The sequence below is a fragment of the Brenneria sp. L4-2C genome (assembly GCF_040240335.1).
In the GTDB taxonomy this organism is placed as follows: domain Bacteria; phylum Pseudomonadota; class Gammaproteobacteria; order Enterobacterales; family Enterobacteriaceae; genus Brenneria.
On record NZ_JBEIAC010000007.1, the window covers coordinates 187,057 to 206,376 of the forward strand.

General features: G+C 56.3%; 13 protein-coding genes. 12 read left to right on the plus strand and 1 reads right to left on the minus strand.

The window, feature by feature from the left end:
- Nucleotides 1–56: 56 nt before the first annotated feature.
- The 3 genes from garL to ABRZ26_RS12900 all read left to right on the plus strand — a co-directional run bounded on the left by garL (nucleotide 57) and on the right by ABRZ26_RS12900 (nucleotide 3,054).
- Nucleotides 57–827 (plus strand): 2-dehydro-3-deoxyglucarate aldolase, encoded by a 771-nt coding sequence (gene garL, locus ABRZ26_RS12890; RefSeq protein WP_319604533.1) that lies wholly within the window; start codon nucleotides 57–59, stop codon nucleotides 825–827.
- 50 nt (nucleotides 828–877) lie between these two features.
- A complete protein-coding gene (gene garR, locus ABRZ26_RS12895) occupies nucleotides 878–1,762 on the plus strand; it encodes a 2-hydroxy-3-oxopropionate reductase (RefSeq protein WP_319604534.1) in 885 nt (294 codons plus the stop codon).
- A gap of 143 nt (nucleotides 1,763–1,905) precedes the next feature.
- Complete coding sequence (locus ABRZ26_RS12900; RefSeq protein WP_319604535.1) at nucleotides 1,906–3,054, plus strand: glycerate kinase; 1,149 nt, start codon at nucleotides 1,906–1,908, stop codon at nucleotides 3,052–3,054.
- A 30-nt stretch (nucleotides 3,055–3,084) separates the two neighbouring features.
- On the opposite strand, the gene barA is transcribed toward ABRZ26_RS12900, so the two are convergent.
- Nucleotides 3,085–5,871, minus strand: coding sequence for a two-component sensor histidine kinase BarA (gene barA, locus ABRZ26_RS12905; RefSeq protein ID WP_319604536.1), 2,787 nt, complete (start codon nucleotides 5,869–5,871; stop codon nucleotides 3,085–3,087).
- A gap of 108 nt (nucleotides 5,872–5,979) precedes the next feature.
- Between barA and rlmD the strand changes: the two genes are divergently transcribed.
- The 9 genes from rlmD to ABRZ26_RS12950 all read left to right on the plus strand — a co-directional run bounded on the left by rlmD (nucleotide 5,980) and on the right by ABRZ26_RS12950 (nucleotide 19,314).
- Complete coding sequence (rlmD, locus tag ABRZ26_RS12910) at nucleotides 5,980–7,317, plus strand: 23S rRNA (uracil(1939)-C(5))-methyltransferase RlmD (protein WP_319604537.1); 1,338 nt, start codon at nucleotides 5,980–5,982, stop codon at nucleotides 7,315–7,317.
- Between the two features lie 74 nt (nucleotides 7,318–7,391).
- Nucleotides 7,392–9,623 (plus strand): GTP diphosphokinase, encoded by a 2,232-nt coding sequence (gene relA / locus ABRZ26_RS12915; RefSeq protein WP_319604538.1) that lies wholly within the window; start codon nucleotides 7,392–7,394, stop codon nucleotides 9,621–9,623.
- Nucleotides 9,624–10,070: 447 nt separating this feature from the next.
- Nucleotides 10,071–10,871, plus strand: a complete 801-nt coding sequence (mazG, locus tag ABRZ26_RS12920; RefSeq protein ID WP_319604539.1) for a nucleoside triphosphate pyrophosphohydrolase — start codon at nucleotides 10,071–10,073, stop codon at nucleotides 10,869–10,871.
- A gap of 261 nt (nucleotides 10,872–11,132) precedes the next feature.
- On the plus strand, nucleotides 11,133–12,770 hold the full coding sequence (pyrG, locus tag ABRZ26_RS12925; protein ID WP_319604540.1) for a glutamine hydrolyzing CTP synthase: 1,638 nt from the start codon (nucleotides 11,133–11,135) through the stop codon (nucleotides 12,768–12,770).
- A 79-nt stretch (nucleotides 12,771–12,849) separates the two neighbouring features.
- Entirely contained in the window at nucleotides 12,850–14,151 is a 1,302-nt protein-coding gene (gene eno, locus ABRZ26_RS12930; RefSeq protein WP_319604541.1) for a phosphopyruvate hydratase, read from the plus strand.
- A 370-nt stretch (nucleotides 14,152–14,521) separates the two neighbouring features.
- Complete coding sequence (locus tag ABRZ26_RS12935) at nucleotides 14,522–15,514, plus strand: TRAP transporter substrate-binding protein (RefSeq protein WP_319604542.1); 993 nt, start codon at nucleotides 14,522–14,524, stop codon at nucleotides 15,512–15,514.
- Nucleotides 15,515–15,570: 56 nt separating this feature from the next.
- Complete coding sequence (locus ABRZ26_RS12940) at nucleotides 15,571–16,098, plus strand: TRAP transporter small permease (protein ID WP_319604543.1); 528 nt, start codon at nucleotides 15,571–15,573, stop codon at nucleotides 16,096–16,098.
- The gene (locus ABRZ26_RS12945) at nucleotides 16,091–17,398 is read left to right on the plus strand and encodes a TRAP transporter large permease (RefSeq protein ID WP_319604544.1); all 1,308 of its coding nucleotides are present in this window, start codon (nucleotides 16,091–16,093) and stop codon (nucleotides 17,396–17,398) included. The genes ABRZ26_RS12940 and ABRZ26_RS12945 overlap by 8 nt, the downstream gene beginning before the upstream one ends.
- Nucleotides 17,399–17,757: 359 nt before the next feature.
- The gene (locus ABRZ26_RS12950; RefSeq protein ID WP_319604545.1) at nucleotides 17,758–19,314 is read left to right on the plus strand and encodes an MFS transporter; all 1,557 of its coding nucleotides are present in this window, start codon (nucleotides 17,758–17,760) and stop codon (nucleotides 19,312–19,314) included.
- Nucleotides 19,315–19,320 lie beyond the last annotated feature (6 nt).

A 19,320-nucleotide genomic window follows, 5' to 3' on the forward strand; every position in this document is an offset into this window, starting at 1 on the left:
GCTGTTTAAGGGCGCCGTTTCAGACGAGGCGGCGCCGGACTTGCCGAGGATAAAAAATGAAAACTACGTTGTTGCCTAACCATTTTCGTCAAAATCTACGCCAGGGAAAAAAACTGATTGGCTGCTGGTGCGCGCTGGCAAATCCTATTTCCACCGAAGTGCTGGGGCTGGCGGGGTTTGACTGGCTGGTTCTGGATGGCGAGCACGCGCCGAACGACATCAGTACTTTTATTCCGCAACTCATGGCGCTGCAAGGCAGCCGCAGCGCGCCGGTCGTTCGCCCTCCCTGTAATGAACCGGTGATTATCAAGCGATTGCTGGATATCGGTTTTAATAACTTCCTGATCCCTTTTGTGGAAAGCGAGGAAGAGGCCATCGGCGCCGTCGCGTCGACGCGTTATCCGCCGGCGGGCATCCGCGGCGTTTCCGTCGCGCATCGCAGCAATGCCTATGGCACAGAGCCTGACTATTTCGCCACCATCAACGACAACATCACCGTTCTGGTTCAGATCGAAAGCCGGCAGGGCGTCGACAATCTGGATGCCATCGCCGCCGTTGACGGCGTAGACGGTATTTTTGTCGGACCGGGCGATCTCTCCGCCGCGCTGGGTTATTTAGGCCAGCCTAATCATCCTGAGGTTCAGCGCGTCATCCGCCATATCTTTGAACGCGCCGCCGCCCACGGCAAGCCTGCCGGCATTCTGGCGCCGGTCGAGGCCGACGCCCGTCGCTACCTGGAATGGGGCGCGAGCTTTGTGGCGGTAGGCAGCGATTTAGGCCTGTTTCGTAGCGCGACTCAGGCGCTGAACGACAAATTTAAGCAGTGATGTCAGCGCTAATGCGCGTGGTCAATACACCGGACAATGGGGTTATCACAATGAAAATTGGTTTTATCGGACTGGGCATTATGGGAAAACCGATGAGTAAAAATCTGCTGAAGGCAGGTTATTCATTGGTCGTGATGGACCGTAACAGCGCGGCCGTCGCGGAGGTGGTCGCCGCCGGCGCGGAGCCGGCCGCGCTGCCGAAACAGGTGGCGGAACAGTGCGACATCATTATCACCATGTTGCCGAACTCTCCGCAGGTAAAAGAGGTGGTGCTGGGCGAGGGCGGGGTGATAGAGGGCGTCCGCGCCGGCGGCGTGGTGATTGATATGAGTTCGATTGCGCCGCTGGCCAGTCGCGAAATCGCCGCGGCATTGGCGGAAAAAGAGATCGGCATGCTGGATGCGCCCGTCAGCGGCGGCGAACCGAAAGCGATTGACGGCACGCTGTCCGTGATGGTCGGCGGCGATAAAGCGCTGTTCGAGCGCTGTTTCGACATCATGAAAACGATGGCCGGTTCGGTGGTGCATACCGGCGATATCGGCGCGGGCAATGTCACCAAACTGGCGAATCAGGTGATTGTGGCGCTGAATATCGCCGCCATGTCGGAAGCGCTGACGCTGGCGACCAAAGCCGGCGTCAACCCGGAGTTGGTTTATCAGGCGATTCGCGGCGGCCTGGCGGGCAGCACGGTGCTGGACGCCAAAACGCCGATGGTGCTGGATCGTAACTTCAAACCGGGTTTCCGCATCGATTTGCACATTAAGGATTTGGCCAACGCGCTGGATACTTCACACGGCGTCGGCGCGCAGCTGCCGTTGACCGCCGCGGTGATGGAAATGATGCAGGCGTTGAAAGCGGACGGTCTGGGTACGGCCGATCACAGCGCATTGGCTTGCTATTATGAAAAATTGGCTAAAGTTGAAATAACGCGGTAGACATTACGCATTACGTGATGATTGTCGCCGCGGCGTACATTGTGGTATGCCGCGGCGGTCGTCGGGGTAATCATTCTGATAAACGCCGGTTCAGCAGTGCGGACTATTGATGCAATCGGATCGTTTATGAAATCGGATCGTTTATGAAAATAGTTATCGCACCGGATTCTTATAAAGAAAGTCTGTCGGCGCAAGACGTCGCCACGCAAATTGAGCTGGGGTTTCTTGATGTGTTTCCCCATGCCTGCTACGTCAAATTGCCGGTTGCCGATGGCGGCGAAGGCACCGTTGAGGCGATGGTGGCGGCTACCGGCGGAAAGCGGGTCAATGTTCAGGTCACCGGGCCGTTAGGCGATAACATCGAGGCGTTTTTTGGCCTGTCGGGCGATGAAAAAACGGCGTTTATTGAAATGGCCGCCGCCAGCGGTCTGGAGCAGGTTCCGACACATCGGCGCAATCCGTTGCTGACCACCAGCTACGGCACGGGCGAGCTGATTCGCTGCGCGCTGGATCATGGCGTCAAGCATTGCATCATCGGCATCGGCGGCAGCGCCACCAATGATGGCGGCGCGGGCATGGCGCAGGCGCTGGGCGCGAAGCTGCTGGATGCCTCCGGCGAGCAGATCGGTTTCGGCGGCGGCAAGCTTGATCAACTGGCCAGTATTGATATCGGCGAGCTGGATGCGCGCATAAAAACCTGTCGTTTTGAAGTCGCGTGCGATGTCACCAATCCGTTGACCGGTAAGCAAGGCGCGTCGGCGATTTTCGGCCCGCAAAAAGGGGCGACCGACCAGATGATTGAACAGTTGGATAACGCCCTCAGGCATTATGCGGCGGTCATCCGCCGTGATTTGGATACCGACGTCGAACGTGTTCCCGGCGCGGGCGCGGCGGGGGGAATGGGCGCCGCGTTACTGGCGTTTTGCGCCGCCGATTTGCGCCAGGGGATCGAGATCGTCACTGAAGCGCTGGGGCTGGATGCGCTGGTGCGGGACGCGTCGTTGGTGATTACCGGCGAAGGGCGCATCGATAGCCAGACGATCCACGGCAAAGTGCCGATTGGCGTCGCCAGAGTGGCCAAACGCTACCATATACCGGTCATCGGTATCGCCGGCAGCCTGACCGCGGATGTCGGGGTGGTGCATGAACACGGTCTGGATGCGGTATTCAGCGTGCTGTACAACATCTGTTCGCTGGAAGACGCGCTGGATAACGCGGCGGACAATGTACGCATGACGGCGCGCAATATCGCCGCCACCATCAAACTGGCGCAGGGATTGCCGGATGACTGAGGCGCGAGGCGGACGCGGTCATAAGGCCCGTCAGGCCTGCTGAACCGCGCTCGGGTTTAGGTGCGCCGCCGCCGCCTTGCCGACATTATCGATTTCATCCAGCAGTTCCAGCCATTCCGGCTCCAGTTCGCCGGCATCGATCCCTTTGCGCAACTGCTGTTCCAGATAACAGCAGATTTGCTTCAGGCGCGGCACCCCGCTGTAGCTGCAACTGCCGTGCAGTTTGTGGATCAGATCGAGGATGTTATCGCTCGGTTGGCCATTCATCATGTTTTCAACCTGTTGGCTGACCTCCGGCAGAAAGTCCAGCAGCATCTGGAGCAGTTCGCGCGCCAGTTCCGGCTTATTGGCCGCCTGCCGTTGCGCCAGCGTCCAGTCCAGGGAGCATGGGCTATCCTGTGGTTCATCCGCGGGCGCGGGTGCCGCTTTCATATTCATATGGGAATAGCGGGACAGCACTTTGTTCAGCATCTGCTCGTCAATCGGTTTTGCCAGATAATCATCCATCCCCGCCTGGAGCATATGGTCGCGCTCATCGCCCATGGTATGGGCGGTCACGGCGATAATCGGCGTTTCCGCGTGATGAGGAAGCTGGCGGATTAACTCACTGGTGCGGATGCCGTCCATCCCCGGCATCTGAATATCCATCAGGATGATATGAATATCCTGCTCTCTGGCCTGGTGGATGGCTTCCGCGCCGTTTTCGCACAGAATGACTTTTTCGACCTGTTCTTCCAGCAGCGTGCCGATCAATTTCAGGTTGGCCGGGTTATCGTCCACCGCCATCACGCACAGCGCCAGCCGTTCGGTCGTTGCCTGCGGCGGTTGCGCCGCCTTGATGTCTTCCGGCAGAAAAGGCAGCTCGATAAACGGGTTGTCTTGCAGCAGCGGCAGCAGCCGGGGCGCGGAGATCGGTTTGCTCAGGCAGGCGTGAACGCCGAACAATTTCAGCTGTTCCGCATCCATTTGCGCGAGGCTGGGCAGCGCTAATATCACGCAGGGCGCGCGTCGGCAAACGTCTCGCAGCTTGGGCGTATAGTCGAGCAGCGTGTTGCGGTAGTGAACCGGAATGCCCAGCAGCAGGATATCGAAAGGCGTATCGGGGAGTTGTTCCAGCGTGGCGCTGTAGCTGACCGTCAGCGGCGTTTGACTGAGAATATCCAGCGTCGCCTGCGCCGCCGCCGGATTGGATTCGATATACGCCAGGCTTTTGCCTTGCAGCATCCGGTACATATTGTGCGCCGGCGCGGCGTGGGGGTTCAACGGCAGGCTGATATGGAACCAGAAGGTGGAACCTTTATTCAACTGACTGTGAAAGCTGATATCGCCGCCCATCTCTTTGATCAGCCGCTGGGTGATCACCAGGCCCAGCCCGGTTCCCCCGTGGCGTCGCGAGATACTGGTGTCGGCCTGGCGGAAAGCCTGAAACAGATGCGACTGCTGCCGTTCCGCAATGCCGATGCCGGTATCGCGGATTTGAATTTCCAACTGAACGTGATGCTGTTCCTGTCGGCGTTTTTCCACCCGGATATCGATGTTGCCCTGCTCGGTAAACTTGATGGCGTTCCCCAGCAGGTTGGTGATGATTTGCTGGAGCCGCATCGGATCGCCGACGAATTGTTCCGGCACGTCGTTTTGAATATCGAGGGTGAGCTCCAGCCCTTTTTCGTGCGCGGTGTGAGCCAGCAGCATGACCACTTCGTCCAGCGTGTTATGCAACGAGAAGGGGATATTTTCCAGTACCAGCTTGCCGGCCTCCAGTTTGGAGAAATCCAGCACGTCATTAATGATATTCAGCAGGTTGTTGGCGGAACGTTCGATGGTCAGCAGGTAGTCGGTTTGCGTCGGATTCAGCGAGGTTTTCAACGTCTGGCGGGTAAAACCGATGACGCCGTTGAGCGGCGTTCTTAATTCGTGCGACATATTGGCCAAAAACTCGGACTTGATGCGCGCCGCTTCCTGCGCCCGTTTTTTCGCCAGATCCAGCTCCACGTTCTGGATCTCCATCTGTTCAAGCGTTTCCCGCAGATCGTAAGTGGCCTGATCGATGTTCTGCTGCATCTCTTCGTGATAGGCGGTCAACGACATGGCCATTGAGTTGATGCCGTTTTTCAGCATATCCAGCTCGCCCAGCATGTGGCCCTCAACCCGGCTGTCCAGCTGTCCGCGGCGGATGCGGTCGACCGTTTCCACCATGTTGCGGATTGGCGCGGTGACGTCCCGCATCAGACGATAGGCAAACAGAAAGGCCACGCCCATGCAAAGCAGCAGCAGCAGACCGGCGATCAGCATTTCCTGATATTGCTGAAGTTTGAGGGCGTTGATATCCAGCTCGACCGCCAGATAGGCGATGGGTTTCATGACGCCGGGCCGCGCCGGCCTGGCGTCATGGGTGAATTCGCTATCCGCCATGATGGGCATATGCAGGATCAGTAAGTCGCCGGTATGGTAGAGGTGCAGCACGCCGTAATCGTGCGCCTCTTCCGCCAGGTGTTCAGACACCGCTTCATGGCGAATATTGGTCGTGACAATCAGCCGATCCTGCGCGTCGAAAATGCTGATGGCCCTGATGACGTCGGAATGGCGGCGGTGCAGGGTATTGATCAGCGGCTGAAGCGTATCTAATTGATTTTTCGTAATAGCATAAGCGCTGGCGACCGCCAGCGGCTCAATAATACTGGCTCCCGTGTCGGCCAATTGCGACTGCAATTGGTTATAGCGGGTGATGCCGAAAAAAATACTGAGCAACAGCCCGATTAATAATGTCGGCGCTAAAACCAGTATTAACATGCGCGCACGCAGACTGTATTTGGTCATGGGGCTCCAATGTGGGAGAATTCAGCCTTACCCGGTATCTTGACATCAATTGGGTATCAATAAACATTCAGCTTAAAAATTAGGGTTTTTATAAACCAATTGTAAATTATGGCGCAATTCTACTCTCCAAACCGGCGCGTGACGACCCGGCAAATAATAACCGTCGCGGTAGATTCCCTTGACCCGTTTGGTCAGGGGGTGGCTCGCCATCAGGGTAAAACCATTTTCGTCACCGGCGCGTTGCCGGGAGAGCGGGCGGAAGTGCAACTGACGGACGAAAAGCGCCAGTTTGCGCATGCTAAACTTAAACGTTTACTGACGCGCAGCCCGCAACGTGTGGCGCCGCGCTGTCCGCACTTTAACGTCTGCGGCGGTTGCCAGCAGCAACATGCCGATATTGCGTTACAGCAGGGCAGCAAATCATCGGCGCTGGCGCGTCTGATGGCGCGGGAAACGGGGGCGTCCGCAACCGTCGGCGATCCTATTTGCGGGCCGGCGTACGCATACCGGCGACGCGCGCGGCTTGCGTTATACTATCAGGCAAAACAGCAACGCCTGCTGATGGGATATCGTCAGGCCGGATCGCATGATTTGGCCGATGTCCGAACCTGCCCGATATTACGGCCGGAGCTGGACGCGCTGTTGGCGCCGTTGCGCGATTGCCTGGCCGGCTTGCAGGCGGTGAAACGCCTGGGACACGTTGAACTGGTGCTGGCCGATAACGGTCCGTTGCTGGTATTACGCCATCTCGATCCGCTGAGCGCCGCCGATGGTCAGGCATTACGCGACTTTGCGCAGCGGCATGCGGTGTCGGTCTATCTGGCGGCGGATGCGCAATCCCTGATTTGCCTGCACGGCGAAGCGCCGGTCTACCGTGTCGCAGGGCTTACGCTGGCGTTCAGTCCGCGGGATTTTATTCAGGTCAATGATACGGTCAATCAGCAAATGGTCGCTCAGGCGTTGGCCTGGCTGGATATTCAGCCCGAGGACCGGATATTGGACCTGTTCTGCGGGATGGGAAATTTCACCCTCCCAATGGCGCAGCGGGCGGCCGGCGTTGTCGGCGTGGAAGGCGTGGCGGCGTTAGTGGAAAAAGGGCGCGAGAACGCCCGGCGCAACGGCCTGGCGAATGTCACCTTTTTTCACCAAAATCTTGAGGATGACGTTACGCGACAGCCCTGGGCCGCTCAGGGTTTTGATAAAATATTACTCGATCCGGCGCGTGCCGGCGCCGCGGGCGTCATGGCACAGATTGTCAGGCTGTCTCCCCGGCGTGTGGTGTATGTTTCCTGTAACCCGACCACGCTGGCGCGCGACAGTAAAATATTACTCGCGGCCGGTTATCGGCTGGCGAATGTTACTATGTTGGATATGTTTCCACATACCGGACATCTTGAATCGATGGCGTTGTTTTTGCGCGATTCCGGTGAGGCGGATACCCCATAGATTTCGAAACGCAGGCAGGCGGCCGACGCTTCTGCAATTTGAAAAAAGATGAAGGGTATAAGTAGGGAGAAATTATGGTTGCGGTAAGAAGTGCGCATTTGAATACGGCTGGCGAATTCGTAGCTGACGCGTGGATTGCTTCGCTTGGAATAACCAGTCAGCAGTCGTGTGAACGTTTAGCCGAAACCTTGCGTTACTGTGAACAACAAACCCAGGATCATCCCGATGCCATGCTGCTGCTGTGGCGGGGGATCGAGATGGTCGAAATTCTGTCCACGCTGAGCATGGACAATGACAGCATGCGCGCGGCGCTGCTGTTCCCGCTCGCCAACGCCAATGTCGTGGATGAAGCCACGCTGGGCGAAACGTTTGGCAAAAACATCGCCGATCTGGTGCATGGCGTGCGCGATATGGATGCGATTCGCCAGCTCAAAGCCACCCAGACGGACTCCGTCGCCTCCGAGCAGGTCGATAACATCCGCCGCATGCTGCTGGCGATGGTGGAGGATTTTCGCTGCGTCGTGATCAAGCTGGCGGAGCGCATCGCCCACCTGCGTGAAGTGAAGGACGCCCCGGAAGAAGAACGGGTGCTGGCGGCGAAAGAGTGTACCAATATTTATGCGCCGCTCGCCAACCGGCTGGGGATCGGGCAGCTCAAATGGGAGTTGGAAGACTTCTGTTTCCGCTATCTGCATCCGGAAGAGTACAAACGCATTGCGACGCTGCTGCATGAGCGCCGCATCGATCGCGAACAGTACATCGACGATTTCGTGAAAACGCTGCGCGCCGCCATGAAGGAAGAAGGGGTGCAGGCGGAGATCTACGGTCGCCCCAAACACATCTACAGCATCTGGCGCAAGATGCAGAAAAAATCGCTGTCGTTTGACGAACTGTTCGACGTGCGCGCGGTGCGGATTGTGGTGGAGCGCTTGCAGGATTGCTACGGCGCGCTGGGGATTGTGCATACCCATTATCGGCATCTGCCGGACGAGTTTGACGACTACGTCGCCAACCCGAAACCGAACGGCTACCAGTCCATTCATACGGTGGTGCTGGGGCCGAAAGGCAAAACGCTCGAAATCCAGATCCGCACCCGGCAGATGCATGAAGATGCCGAGCTGGGCGTGGCGGCGCACTGGAAATATAAAGAAGGCACGGTGGCCGGCGGTCGCGCGGGTTACGAGGGGCGGATCGCCTGGCTGCGTAAGCTGATCGCCTGGCAGGAAGAGATGGCGGATTCGGACGAAGTGCTGGATGAAGTGCGTAGTCAGGTGTTCGACGATCGGGTTTACGTCTTTACGCCGAAAGGCGACGTGGTCGATCTGCCCGCCGGCTCGACGCCGCTGGATTTCGCCTACCATATTCACAGCGATATCGGCCATCGTTGCATCGGCGCCAAAATCGGCGGCCGCATCGTGCCGTTCACCTACCAGCTACAGATGGGCGATCAGATAGAGGTGATCACCCAGAAACAGCCAAACCCCAGTCGCGACTGGCTGAACCCCAATCTGGGCTACATCACCACCAGCCGCGGGCGTTCTAAAATTCATAACTGGTTCCGCAAGCAGGATCGCGACAAGAACATTCTGGCCGGGCGTCAGATCCTGGACGATGAGTTGGAGCATCTGGGGATCGGTCTGAAAACGGCGGAGAAACTGCTGTTGCCGCGTTATAACGTCAATTCGCTGGATGAACTGCTGGCGGCGATTGGCGGCGGGGATATTCGCCTTAATCAGATGGTGAATTTCCTGCAATCCCAGCTTAAGCAACCCAGCGCGGAAGAGCAGGATCGTGAAGCGCTGCGTCAGCTGACGCAGAAATCCCAGCCGCCGGCGCCGCGCAACAAGGATAACGGGCGCGTCGTGGTGGAGGGCGTCGGCAACCTGATGCACCATATCGCCCGTTGCTGCCAGCCGATCCCCGGCGACGATATCACCGGGTTTATCACCCGCGGACGGGGGATCTCCATCCACCGTTCGGACTGCGAGCAGTTGGAAGAACTGCGTAGTCATGCGCCGGAACGCATTGTCGACGCGGTGTGGGGCGAAAGTTATTCCAGCGGCTATTCGCTGGTGGTGAGGGTGACGGCCAACGATCGCAGCGGTTTACTGCGCGATATCACCACCATTCTGGCGAACGAAAAAGTCAATGTGCTGGGGGTATCCAGCCGCAGCGACACCCGGCAGCAGTTGGCCACCATTGATATGGACATCGAGATCTATAACTTGCAGGTGCTGGGACGCGTGCTGGCCAAGCTCAACCAACTGCCGGATGTGATCGACGCCCGCCGCCAGCAGGGGGGATAAATGGGGGGTTGTTTTTTGGCTTTTACAATGGCGTAAGAAATTACGCTGAGGCGGGCGACCCCGCGAATGAGCCGCAGGATGCGGCGAAAGCCAGTGCCGCGTCGGACAAAAACGCCAGGAGCGTTTTTAAACAGCGCTTGCGCTGGCCCGCTAGGGCGAGTCTCAGGGATGAGACGAGTATTCCGTCACTGGCGGTTCGGAAAAGAGGGCGAACACCGAAGGAACCGCGTTAGCGGCGTGATTTCAGCCAACAGCCTGGGTTCAAAGGGATGCGGCGTTTGAGCATCCCTTTGTCGGGCGTGGCGCAATGCGCCAGAGGAATACGGATATTTTTCACGCACGAAATTTTTCACTGGCCTGCCATATAAAGAGCCTTTTATTTAATTACTATCCGTATGTCACTATCCGAAGCATGTTATTTACCCAATTTTTAAATTGAGATACCCAATGACTTCACCCGCTATTGAGCGCCTGCTCGCCATTATGAAAACCCTGCGCGATCCGCAAAACGGCTGTCCGTGGGATCGCAAACAGACGTTTGATTCCATTACTCCTTACACGCTGGAAGAGACTTACGAAGTGCTGGACGCCATCAGCCGTAAAGACTTTGACGACCTGCGCGGCGAGTTGGGCGACCTGCTGTTCCAGGTGGTATTTTACGCGCAAATGGCGCAGGAACAGGGGCTGTTTGATTTTTCCGACGTTTGCGACGCCATCAGCGACAAGCTGGAACGCCGTCATCCGCACATTTTCGCCGATGCGGCGACGCCGGCGGACAGTAAAGCCGCGCTGGCAAGTTGGGAGCAGACCAAAGCGCAGGAAAGGTCTGAAAAAGATCGTCACTCGCTGGTGGATGATATTCCCGATGCGCTGCCGGCGTTAATGAAAGCGCAAAAAATTCAGCAGCGCTGCGCCGCCGTCGGTTTTGACTGGAACAGCCTGGGGCCGGTCGTCGACAAGGTTTACGAAGAAATTGATGAAGTGCTGCATGAAGCCCGGCAGGCCGTCATTGATGAAGAAAAACTGGGTGAGGAAATCGGCGATTTACTGTTTGCGACCGTCAATCTTTCGCGTCATCTGGGGCATAAGGCCGAGCGCGCCTTGCAAGAGGCCAATCGCAAATTCTGCCGCCGTTTCCGTCAGGTGGAACAGATTATCAGCCAAGCCGGCGGCACCCTGGATCAAGCGACGCTGGAACAGATGGAAGCGGCGTGGCAACAGGTGAAAAACCTGGAAAAACAAGGGTGAGCGCAATCATTCGAACGACTGGCGAACGTTCCCCGTCCCTGCGCCTTCGCAATGAAACCCCCGGCCAGAGCGACATGCCGGCAACGACGGCGGAAAGCCCGAACGCCGCCCGCCGGTCGGACATAGGCCGTTTACGCCTCCGCGCCGTCGCGCTTGCCGCGACGGGCAAAACGAACAATTGTGGCGCCCGGCAGGTTCCGGTATACTACTTTCCCGTCTTGGTCTTTCCATCGTCTTTAAACCTAAACTCTCAGGTTCAGCATGACAACTAATTATATTTTTGTGACCGGCGGGGTCGTATCCTCTCTGGGTAAAGGCATTGCCGCAGCCTCTCTGGCGGCTATTCTCGAAGCCCGTGGCCTCAACGTTACCATCATGAAACTGGACCCGTATATCAACGTGGATCCGGGGACGATGAGCCCGACTCAGCACGGTGAAGTGTTCGTCACCGAAGATGGGGCGGAAACCGATCTCGATCTGGGACACTACGAGCGCTTCATCCGCACCAAAATGTCTCGCCGTAATAACTTCACCACCGGCCGCATCTACTCCGACGTTCTGCGTAAAGAGCGCCGGGGCGACTATCTGGGCGCGACGATTCAGGTTATCCCGCATATCACCAATGCGATTAAAGAGCGTATCCTGGAAGGCGGCGAAGGACATGACGTGGTGCTGGTTGAAATCGGCGGCACCGTCGGCGATATCGAATCCCTGCCGTTCCTTGAAGCGATTCGTCAGATGGCGGTTGAAGTGGGCCGTGAGCATACGTTGTTTATGCACCTGACGCTGGTGCCTTACCTGGCCGCCGCCGGTGAGGTAAAAACCAAGCCAACGCAGCACTCGGTAAAAGAGCTGCTTTCCATCGGTATTCAGCCCGACGTTCTTATCTGCCGTTCCGACCGTACCGTCCCGGCCAATGAGCGGGCAAAGATTGCTTTATTCTGTAATGTACCGGAAAAAGCGGTAATCTCCCTTAAAGACATTGATTCCATTTATAAAATCCCGGCGCTATTGAAATCTCAGGGCCTGGACGATTATATTTGTAAACGATTCAGCTTGAACTGTCAGGAAGCGAACCTGTCAGAGTGGGAACAGGTGGTGTACGAAGAAGCCAATCCGGGCGGCGAAGTGACCATCGGGATGATCGGCAAATACGTGGCGTTGCCTGACGCCTATAAGTCCGTCATTGAAGCGCTGAAGCACGGCGGCTTGAAAAATCGCCTGACGGTGAACATCAAGCTTATCGACTCGCAGGATGTGGAAACCCGCGGCGTCGATATTCTGAAAGATTTGGACGCTATCCTGATCCCCGGCGGATTCGGCTATCGTGGCGTTGAAGGTAAGGTGATGGCGGCGCGTTACGCCCGTGAAAACAATGTCCCTTACCTGGGCATTTGTCTTGGCATGCAGGTCGCATTAATGGAATTTGCCCGCGACGTCGTCGGTATGGAAGGGGCGAATTCGACGGAGTTTGTGCCAGACTGTAAGTACCCGGTGATTGCGCTCATTACGGAATGGCGTGATGAAGACGGCAATATCGAAGTTCGTAGTGAAGATAGCGACCTGGGCGGCACCATGCGCGTCGGCGGACAGCAATGTCATCTGGCCGAAGGCAGCCTGGTGCGGCAACTCTACGGTGAACCGACGATCATCGAACGTCACCGTCATCGTTATGAAGTCAACAACATGTTGTTGAAACAGATTGAAGCGGCGGGATTGCGCGTAGCCGGTCTCTCCGCCGATCGCAAGCTGGTGGAGATCATTGAATTACCCGATCATCCATGGTTCGTGGCCTGTCAGTTCCACCCGGAATTCACATCGACGCCGCGTGATGGACATCCATTGTTTGCTGGCTTTGTAAAAGCCGCTGGCGCGTATCAAAAGCGTCAGGTGAAGTAAGTTTTGCCAGCGCCGCGTGGTCTCATGATCGCGCGGTGTTCGTCTGAGGTTTTAGTTTAACTGTACTGAGGAAAATCTAATGTCCAAAATTGTTAAAGTCATCGGTCGTGAAATCATCGACTCACGCGGAAATCCAACTGTTGAAGCTGAAGTGCATCTGGAAGGCGGTTTCGTTGGTCTGGCTGCCGCGCCTTCAGGGGCTTCCACCGGTTCTCGTGAAGCGCTGGAACTGCGTGACGGTGACAAATCCCGTTTCCTGGGCAAGGGCGTAACGAAAGCCGTTGCCGCGGTAAACGGCCCGCTGGCTCAGGCTATCCTGGGTAAAGACGCGAAAGATCAGGCGAACATCGATAAAATCATGATCGACCTGGACGGGACTGAAAACAAATCCAAATTCGGCGCCAACGCCATTCTGGCGGTTTCTCTGGCTGCGGCTAAAGCTGCCGCCGCTTCCAAAGGCCTGCCGCTGTACGCGCACATCGCCGAGCTGAACGGCACTCCGGGTCAGTACTCTATGCCTCTGCCGATGATGAACATCATCAACGGCGGCGAACATGCCGACAACAACGTCGACATCCAGGAATTCATGATTCAGCCTGTCGGCGCGAAAACCGTGAAAGAAGCGATCCGCATCGGTTCCGAAGTGTTCCACAACCTGGCGAAAGTGCTGAAAGCCAAAGGCATGAGCACCGCAGTCGGCGACGAAGGCGGCTATGCCCCTAACCTGGAATCCAACGCCGCCGCGCTGGCCGCTATCAAAGAAGCGGTAGAAAAAGCCGGTTATGTGCTGGGTAAAGATGTGACGCTGGCGATGGACTGCGCGGCTTCCGAATTCTACAACAAAGAAACCGGTAACTATGAACTGAAAGGTGAAGGCAAAACCTTCACTTCTCAGGAATTCACGCATTACCTGGAAGGCCTGACCAAAGAATATCCGATCGTGTCCATCGAAGACGGTCTGAATGAATCCGACTGGGACGGTTTTGCTTACCAGACTAAAGTCCTGGGCGACAAAATCCAGCTGGTCGGCGACGATCTGTTCGTCACCAACACCAAGATCCTGAAAGAAGGTATCGATAAAGGTATCGCCAACTCCATCCTGATCAAATTCAACCAGATCGGTTCTCTGACCGAAACTCTGGCTGCTATCAAGATGGCGAAAGACGCCGGCTACACCGCCGTTATCTCTCACCGTTCCGGCGAAACCGAAGACGCCACCATCGCCGACCTGGCGGTAGGTACTGCGGCCGGCCAGATCAAAACCGGTTCCATGAGCCGTTCTGACCGTGTTGCTAAATACAACCAGCTGATTCGTATCGAAGAAGCGCTGGGCGCCAAAGCACCGTTCAACGGTCTGAAAGAAGTGAAAGGTCAGGCTTAATTTTTTAGTCCTTTCCTGTTTGCTTATAACGGCTCCTGCGGGAGCCGTTTTTTTATCGCCATTTTTTGCCTCTTCGTATGAGAAGAGCCCCGCCATAAAAAACGTACTCCGCGGTAAATCCTTCTTCCCGCATGCGGTAATGCGCCGCCGGAACGATCTGAATAAGCGTGTCGCCTGTCTGAAAACAAAATGCTCTTTTGTAAAATGTTTGATGCCGATCGGTTAATTCTTTTCCGTGGTGACAGCGTCAGACGGAAGGTGGCAAAAACGCAAAGGTTTCCCCTGTATGCGACGGTTACGCTGGCCCAGCGGCAAGCGGCGTTTGCCGTGGCGACGACATAATAAAGAAAACAACAGGAGAAAGAAGGCGATGAAAATAGCTAAAACCTCTGTGCTGATAAAACTGGCCTCTGCCGCGTTGATCTTCTCGCTGAGTCATGGCGCTTACGCAGCAACCCTGCTTAAACTGGCCTATGCGGAAAACAGCGAACCGGTGAAGCAGGCGCTGCAATACATCGGCAAAGCCGTTGAGCAAAAAACCAATGGCGAAGTGAAGATTCAGTATTTCCCCGACAGCCAGCTCGGCGGCGAACGCGAGCTGGTTGAGATGACGCAGGTCGGCGCGATCGATTTGACGAAAGTGTCGTCGGGTCTGCTGGAAAGTTTTTCGCCGCTGTACGGCGTCTTTTCCTTACCCTATCTCTTTAAGGATCAGGAGAGTTTCTATCAGGTGATGGATAACCCGCAAATCATGGAGCCGGTGTATCGCGCCACGGAAGCGCAGGGTTTTACCGGCGTCGCCTGGTATGACTCGGGCGCGCGCAGCTTTTATACCGGCAAGGCTCCGATTAAGAGCGTCAGCGATTTGAAAGGCAAGAAGATTCGCGTGATGCAAAGCGAAACCTCCATCGAGACCATCAAACTGCTTGGCGCTTCCGCCATCGCCATGAGTCAGGGGGAAGTGTATACCTCCTTGCAGCAGGGCATTATCGACGGCGCGGAGAATAATGAATTCGCCCTGACCATCGCCCGCCACGGCGAAGTCGCCAAATATTATACCTATGACATGCACACCCGCATTCCCGATATCGTCATCATGAGCAACCTGACCAAAACCAAGTTAACGCCGGAGCAGTTGCAGGCGTTGCAGGAGGCGATTGATGAATCAATCAACGTGGAGAAAAAAGCCTGGCGCGAAGAGATAGAGAAAGCGCGGGTACAGGCGCAAACACAATTTGGCGTCGAGTTTTTCGATATTGATACCGAACCCTTCAAAGCCGCGGTGCAACCCATTTATGAAAAACTGAAAAGCAAGCCGCAGGTTTATGAGCTGTATCAGAAAATCAGCCAGGCGAGTCAATAAATTTCCCCATGGGGAAGGTTCTCCTTCTCCGTTACGGCATGATGGTTGAGGATCTTATGAATATCATTCGAAAATGGCTGGATAAGATCATTGAAGTTTTTGGCTGCTGTTTGATTATCGTCATGGTGGCGATCGCCTGCTGGCAGGTGGTCAGCCGTTATATATTCAACGCGCCCAGCACCTTCTCCGAAGAGTTTCTGCGTTTCTCCCTGGTCTGGCTGTCGGTGATCGGCATCGCTTACGTCGCGGGCAAGCATGAGCATATCAGCCTGACGCTGTTGCTGGACAAATGTCCCAGAAAACTGGCCGTCGGCTGGAACATCGTCATTCAGACGGTGTTCATTCTGTTTGCCGTCTACATCATGATTATCGGCGGCTGGCGCGTATCGGCCACCGCCATGATGCAGATCTCCCCCAGCTTGCAGATTTCGATGGGGAAGGTGTATTACGCCCTGCCGCTGTCCGGCGTGCTGACGATTATTTATTGCCTGTTGAATATTTTCGACATGCTTAAAGGCGCGCCGCCCGGCAAGACGCAGGCGGCGGAACCGGTCCACGAGATAGAAGGAGATCGGCATGATTGATCCGATGATCGCGGCCAGCGTGCTGGTGGGGATTTTTGTGCTCTTGCTTGCCTTGGGAACGCCCATCGGGCTGTGCATCGTTATCGCTTCCGGCGCCACCATTATGCTGGTGTTGCCGTTTGATATCGCGATGTTCGCCACCGCGCAAAAGATGTTTTCCAGTCTGGACAGCTTTGCGCTGCTCGCCGTGCCGTTTTTTATTCTCTCCGGGGTGATCATGAATAACGGCGGCATTGCCGCCCGGCTGGTGAATTTCGCCAAGCTTTTTACCGGCCGTATTCCCGGTTCGCACTCCTACACCAATATCGTCGGCAACATGATGTTCGGCGCGGTTTCCAGTTCGGCGATTGCGGCCTCGATATCCATCGGCGGCGTGATGGTGCCGATGAGCGCCCGCGAGGGGTATAACCGCAATTTCGCTTCCGCCGTCAATACCGCCTCCGCGCCGACCGGGATGCTGACCCCGCCCAGCACCGGCTTCATTCTGTATGCGCTGGCCAGCGGCGGAACCTCCATCGCCGCGCTGTTCGCCGCCGGGCTGGTGGCGGGCGTTTTGTGGGGCGTCGGCTGTATGCTGGTGACCTATGTGATAGCCAAACGCCATAACTACACCAGCTTCTTCGTGCTGCAAAAGGGCGTGGCCTGGAAGGTCACGCGCGATGCGCTGCCCAGCCTGCTGCTGGTGTTCATCATTATCGGCGGTATCGTCTGGGGGATCTTCACCGCCATCGAAGCTTCCGCGGTCGCCGTGGTTTATACCGCCTGGCTGACGCTGTTCCTGTATAAGACGCTGTCCTGGAAAGATGTACCCAGGGTGCTGGTTCAGACCTTCTCGATGACGGGCGTCATCATGTTTCTGCTGGCGACCTCTTCCGCGATGTCGTTCGCCATGTCGATGACCGGCATTCCGGCGGCGCTCAGCGCCATGATACTGGGGATATCCGAAAGCCCGGAAGTGATCCTGCTGGTGGTGATGATTTTCTTGTTGATCATCGGCATGTTTATGGATATCGGACCCGGCATTCTGATTTTTACGCCGATCCTATTGCCGATAGTGCAGCAACTCGGGGTTGATCCGGTGCATTTCGGCATCCTGCTGGTTTATAACCTGGCCATCGGCACCATCACGCCGCCAACCGGCAGCGGTCTGTATGTCGGCGCCAGCGTAGGGCAAGTGAAGGTGGAGGCGTTGATCAAGGCGTTGATTCCGTTTTACGTCGCCATTATCGCGGTACTGCTGCTGATCACTTACCTGCCTGAGTTGACCCTGTTTTTGCCGCGCTTGCTCGGCGTGATGTAATGACCTGACCACGCGGGAATATTCCTCTTCCCGCGGCTGTTTTAACGGCCCTGAAACGGGCCGTTTTCTCGATTCCAATCCCCAAATATTGCTCTCGTTCGCAAAACGCCGCCCTCAGGCGTGCATTCCGTTTCGTTGCTCACTACATTAATCGGACTCGCGGTTTCTAAAATATAAAATGCCTTTTTATAAAAACTTTGAAGCCGATCGCCATGTTCTTCTTTCGGCTGCCAGCGCATCACGGGGGGTGGCAAAAGGACGAAGGTTTTCCGGTTGGTCGGGCGCTACGTTATGGAAATAGCGGTAAGGGGGCCCTGCCGCGCAACGTTTATAAATAAAATGACCGGGGAAGGATGGTAATGAAAACACGTAAGATCGGGTTGGCTAATTATTTAGCCTACGGCTCGGGCGACTTTCTTGGCGCAGGCACCACCGCACTGACCGCCGCCTGGTTACTTTATTTCTACACCACGTTTTGTGGTTTAACGCCGATTGAGGCGACCTTTATTTTTGCGATGGCGCGCGTTCTGGATGCCGTCGTCAGTCCGTTAATGGGTTTCCTGACCGATAACTTCGGTTCCACCTGGCTGGGCAAACGCTTCGGCCGTCGTAAGTTCTTTATCCTGCTCGGTATCCCTTGCGTATTCAGCTACAGCTTTATGTGGGTGGGCGACATGGGATATTGGTACTACCTGCTGACTTACCTGCTGTTTGATGTGATTTATACTATGGTGCTGGTGCCGTATGAAACGCTGGTGCCGGAAATGACCGACGATTTCAAACAGAAAACCAAATTCTCCGGCGCCCGTATCGCGTTAGCTCAGCTTTCCGCCATTCTGGCCGCTTTCCTGCCCGGCATTCTGTTGGGTTACCTGGGTAAGGACAATGCGGTTTCCTTCTTCTACGCCAGTCTGGTGTTTTCCGTGATCTGCGCGCTGGTGTTGACGCTGGTGTATTTATTCACCTGGGAGCGGCCGCGGGATCAAATGTCCGAGGCTTCGCTGCGGGCGGAAAAAGAGCGCCAGTCCCTGTCGCTGGTGGATAGCCTGAAACGACTGAACGTCGAGCTGTTGTCGACGCTGCGTATCCGTATTTTCCGTCAGCATCTGGGCATGTATCTGGGCGGCTATATCGCGCAGGACGTGTTCAACGCCGTGTTTACCTATTACGTGGTCTTTGTGTTGATGCAGAGCCCGACGATGGCCTCCAACCTGATGGGCACCATGGCGATCCTGCAATTTATCTCGGTTATCGGCATGATCCCGCTGTGCATCCGCTTCGGACCCGCGCCGTCCTATCGTCTGGTGGTGTGTCTGTTCGGGCTAAGCGCGCTCTCTTATGCCTTCCTCTGGTACAGCAATATGCACGATGCGTTCTCGCTGCTGCTGCTGATTTCCGCGCTGGCGGGTTTGGGCCGCGGCGGCATTAACTACGTGCCGTGGAACACCTACACCTATATCGCCGACGTCGATGAAGTGATTACCGCTCAGCGCCGCGAAGGGATCTTCGCCGGCATTATGACCCTGACCCGCAAAGCTTCCCAGGCCGGCGCGGTGATGCTGGTGGGGATTGTGTTGCAGCTTTCCGGTTTTGTCTCCGGGCAGAGCGTACAGACGCCGGGCGTCAGCCATACCATCCTGATGATCCTGAGCTTCGGCACCGTCGGGGTGCTGGCGCTGGGCTTCCTGGTTTCCCTGCGTTTCAAACTCAACCTTCAGACGCACAGCGTATTACGCGAAGAAACGCAGAAGATGCGCGAAGCCGGTCGGCCGGTGCCTGAACAAATCACGCCGCAGGCCAGGGCGACCGTCGAAATGCTGGCCGGCATGCCTTACGAGTCGCTGTGGGGCAACAACAATGTCGGCTACCTGAACCGGAATAAGGTGAAACCCATAACGCAAGTGACGCAGTCTTGAACGTTG

Bases quoted from the DNA above. Each gene is read 5' to 3' on its own strand.
- garL (WP_319604533.1), top strand. From the start codon at position 57: ATGAAAACTACGTTGTTGCCTAACCATTTTCGTCAAAATCTACGCCAG.
- garR (WP_319604534.1), top strand. From the start codon at position 878: ATGAAAATTGGTTTTATCGGACTGGGCATTATGGGAAAACCGATGAGT.
- ABRZ26_RS12900 (WP_319604535.1), top strand. From the start codon at position 1,906: ATGAAAATAGTTATCGCACCGGATTCTTATAAAGAAAGTCTGTCGGCG.
- barA (WP_319604536.1), bottom strand. From the start codon at position 5,871: ATGACCAAATACAGTCTGCGTGCGCGCATGTTAATACTGGTTTTAGCG.
- rlmD (WP_319604537.1), top strand. From the start codon at position 5,980: ATGGCGCAATTCTACTCTCCAAACCGGCGCGTGACGACCCGGCAAATA.
- relA (WP_319604538.1), top strand. From the start codon at position 7,392: ATGGTTGCGGTAAGAAGTGCGCATTTGAATACGGCTGGCGAATTCGTA.
- mazG (WP_319604539.1), top strand. From the start codon at position 10,071: ATGACTTCACCCGCTATTGAGCGCCTGCTCGCCATTATGAAAACCCTG.
- pyrG (WP_319604540.1), top strand. From the start codon at position 11,133: ATGACAACTAATTATATTTTTGTGACCGGCGGGGTCGTATCCTCTCTG.
- eno (WP_319604541.1), top strand. From the start codon at position 12,850: ATGTCCAAAATTGTTAAAGTCATCGGTCGTGAAATCATCGACTCACGC.
- ABRZ26_RS12935 (WP_319604542.1), top strand. From the start codon at position 14,522: ATGAAAATAGCTAAAACCTCTGTGCTGATAAAACTGGCCTCTGCCGCG.
- ABRZ26_RS12940 (WP_319604543.1), top strand. From the start codon at position 15,571: ATGAATATCATTCGAAAATGGCTGGATAAGATCATTGAAGTTTTTGGC.
- ABRZ26_RS12945 (WP_319604544.1), top strand. From the start codon at position 16,091: ATGATTGATCCGATGATCGCGGCCAGCGTGCTGGTGGGGATTTTTGTG.
- ABRZ26_RS12950 (WP_319604545.1), top strand. From the start codon at position 17,758: ATGAAAACACGTAAGATCGGGTTGGCTAATTATTTAGCCTACGGCTCG.